Below are 2,790 nucleotides of genomic sequence, written 5' to 3' on the forward strand. Positions count from 1 at the left end.
CGATCAGCTCGCCCCAGCTAGCGCCGGTGCGCGCCTTCATCGCCAGCCCGCCCTCGATCGCACGCAGCCACATGCCGATCGGGCCCGATTTCTCGATCCGGTCGAACATCGGGGTGCGGACCATGCGCTGCGGCAGGCCGTCGATCTTGGTGGTGACGTGGATGTCGTCGGTGCCGGCCTTGAGATAGACATTCTTGGCGACTTCCGGCGGCGCGCTCTCGACCGTCAGCAGAAAGCGCGTCCCCATCGCGATGCCCACCGCGCCATAGGCCAGCGCCGCCGCAAGCCCGCGCCCGTCGGCGAACCCGCCGGCGGCGATCACCGGCACCTTCACCGCATCGAGCACCTGCGGCAGCAGGATCGTGGTGGCGACCGCGCCGGTATGCCCGCCGCCCTCGCCGCCCTGCACCGTGATCATGTCGCAGCCGAGCTCGACCATCTTCCTGGCGTGCTTCGCCGCGCCGACGGTCGGCACGCACAGGATGCCCGCGTCCTTGAAACGCGCGATCATCTTGGCATCAGGCCCGCGCCCGAAGCTCACCGCGCGCACCTGATCCCGATTGGCGAGGATCAGGTCGACGATCTCGCCCGCGCCGGGCTGGAACATATGGAAATTGACGCCGAACGGCTGCGACGTGCGCCGCCGCACATCGGCGATCTTCTCCGCCGCCTCGCGCGGGGTCATCACCGCCGCGCCGAGGAAGCCGAACGCCCCCGCCTCGCACGAGGCGGCGACCAGCGCCGGCTCGGCGACCCAGCCCATCGCGGTCTGGATCACCGGCAGGCGGCAGCCGAGCCGCTCGGTCAGGATCGTGGCGAGCGGGTCGCTCATGCCCCATCCACAGCTTTGGCGTCTGCCGCTTTCTTGTTGTCGGCAGCGGCGCTCTTGGCGGTCACCCCGCCAAGCGAATGGCCGGTGGTGAGATCGTTCTGCGCATGCGCGAAATGATGCATGTGGAACACCGCATCCATCGCGGTGCGCTTGCCGCGCAGATCCTCGACATGGTTGAACGCCTGCTTGGTCAGCCACAGCCCGAGCCGCTGCTGCACCGCGAGCTTCTGCGCCCAATCCGACACCGCATCGCGCAATTCGGCGCGCGACACGATCTTGTTGACCATCCCGAAGCTATAGGCGCGTTCGGCCGGCAAACGCTCGCCGAGCAGCAGGAATTCCTTGGCGACGCGCGGCGGCAGCTCGAACCCGTGGGCGAAATATTCGACCCCGGGGATGCCCATCAGTTTCTGCACCGGATCCTGGAAAAAGGCGTCGTCGGTGGCGATGATCAGATCGCACACCCAGGCGAGCATCAGCCCGCCCGCGACGCACGCGCCCTGCACCATCGCGATCGTCGGCTTGGGAATGTCGCGCCAGCGGCGGCACATGCCGAGATAGACTTCCTGCTCGCGGGTATAGAGCAGTTCCGCGGCGGGCTTGTTGGTGTGATCGGCGTACAGCAGCTTGCGATCGAAGCTCTTGTGCAGATCGCGCCCCGGGGTGCCGATATCGTGCCCGGCGGAGAAATGCTTCCCCTCCCCGCCCAGCACGATCACCCGCACCGCATCGTCGTCGGTCGCGCGGCGGAAGGCGTCGTCCAGCGCATAGGTCATCTGACTGTTCTGCGCATTGTTGAACGTCGGCCGGTTCATCATCACCCAGGCGACGCCATTCTCGACCGTATAGGTGACGGGCGTGTCGGTTTCGTAGGTGATATCGACCTGCTGCGGGGTGACGAGATCGCTCATGTTCAAGCCCTTTCGCGGATGCCGGCCGGATTGCCCTTGATCACCCCGGCGCGGATGTCGTGCGGATCGAGGCGGCGGATGATCGCAAGCTGCTCCGCGGTCGGCGCCGGCGTTTCACGCACCTCGTCGGCCACCGCCAACGGGAAACCGGTTGCTTCCTGCACCTCGTCGAGCGTGACGCCGGGGTGGAGCGAGACGACGCGGATCGCATGATCCGGCCCACCGAAATCCATCACCACGAGATCGGTGACGATCAGCCGCAGGTCGAGGTGATCGGTGTTGACGCCTTTGGTCCGCGCGGGATTGTAGCCGACGCTGGAGACCATATCGACCTCGCCCTCGACGAACACGCGCTTCGAATGCTGCGGCAGGAACATCGAGTTGATGTGGCTGATGCTGTTGCCCGGAAAGCCGCGCGCGCCGAGCATCTGCACCTTGGGCTGCCGATAATCCGGCCCGAGGCACGAGATGTTGGTCTGGCCGAAGCGATCGAGTTGGGTCGGGGTGACCATCGCGTGGCGCTTGCCCGACCACACCGCGGCGTCGAAGAAGCGCGAGAACGGGAGGTAACCGGCGAAGCGTGGGTTGTAATCGCCGCGCGGGCCGAGCGGCACCGGCTCCTCGACGACGAACGCCTCGCCGTCGGTCATCATCAGTTCGGGGGTGTGGGTCAGCTTGGCGAGCCCCGCGGCGATGCGCGGGATCGGGCCGATACCGGTGGCGACGACCTCGCCATTGCCGCGCCACGCCTCGGAACAGGCGACGATCAGCAGTTCGGCGAGGGTGAAATCGGAAGCGCTCATGCTTCGCCTCTTTTATAATCGGTTCGAAAAATGTGCCGGGGAGCGCCCCTGCCCATCGATCTCCCGTCATTCCCGCGAAGGCGGGAATCCATTCGCGCCGGCGTCGCGGCAAGAGCCCATAGGCCAGCCAGAATGGATTCCCGCCTTCGCGGGAATGACGGGGAGAGGTTGAGCTGCATCTCCAAACGCTTCTTTAGAAGATCGGCAGCGGCAGGCTGGCGATCTTCTCGCCGCCGACGCGCTC

The 2,790-nt window shown here is 66.5% G+C and carries 3 protein-coding genes; all 3 read right to left on the reverse strand.

The window, feature by feature from the left end:
- The coding region (locus BGN95_RS04055; protein ID WP_286771688.1) for an NAD(P)H-dependent flavin oxidoreductase at positions 1 to 832 on the reverse strand (832 nt) is incomplete at its 3' end.
- The gene (locus tag BGN95_RS04060) at positions 829 to 1,743 is read right to left on the reverse strand and encodes an enoyl-CoA hydratase (RefSeq protein ID WP_179511086.1); all 915 of its coding nucleotides are present in this window, start codon (positions 1,741 to 1,743) and stop codon (positions 829 to 831) included. The genes BGN95_RS04055 and BGN95_RS04060, both read right to left, overlap by 4 nt.
- 2 nt (positions 1,744 to 1,745) lie before the next feature.
- Positions 1,746 to 2,546: a CoA-transferase subunit beta gene (locus BGN95_RS04065; protein WP_286771689.1), complete on the reverse strand. Its 801-nt coding sequence runs from the start codon at positions 2,544 to 2,546 to the stop codon at positions 1,746 to 1,748.
- Positions 2,547 to 2,790 lie beyond the last annotated feature (244 nt).

Origin of the sequence: Sphingomonas sp. 66-10 (genome assembly GCF_001897045.1) — a bacterium.
Taxonomy (GTDB): Bacteria; Pseudomonadota; Alphaproteobacteria; order Sphingomonadales; family Sphingomonadaceae; genus Sphingomonas; species Sphingomonas lycopersici.

What these genes read in the sequence shown, in the direction of transcription:
- BGN95_RS04060 (WP_179511086.1), bottom strand. Translation starts at nt 1,743, where the DNA reads ATGAGCGATCTCGTCACCCCGCAGCAGGTCGATATCACCTACGAAACC.
- BGN95_RS04065 (WP_286771689.1), bottom strand. Translation starts at nt 2,546, where the DNA reads ATGAGCGCTTCCGATTTCACCCTCGCCGAACTGCTGATCGTCGCCTGT.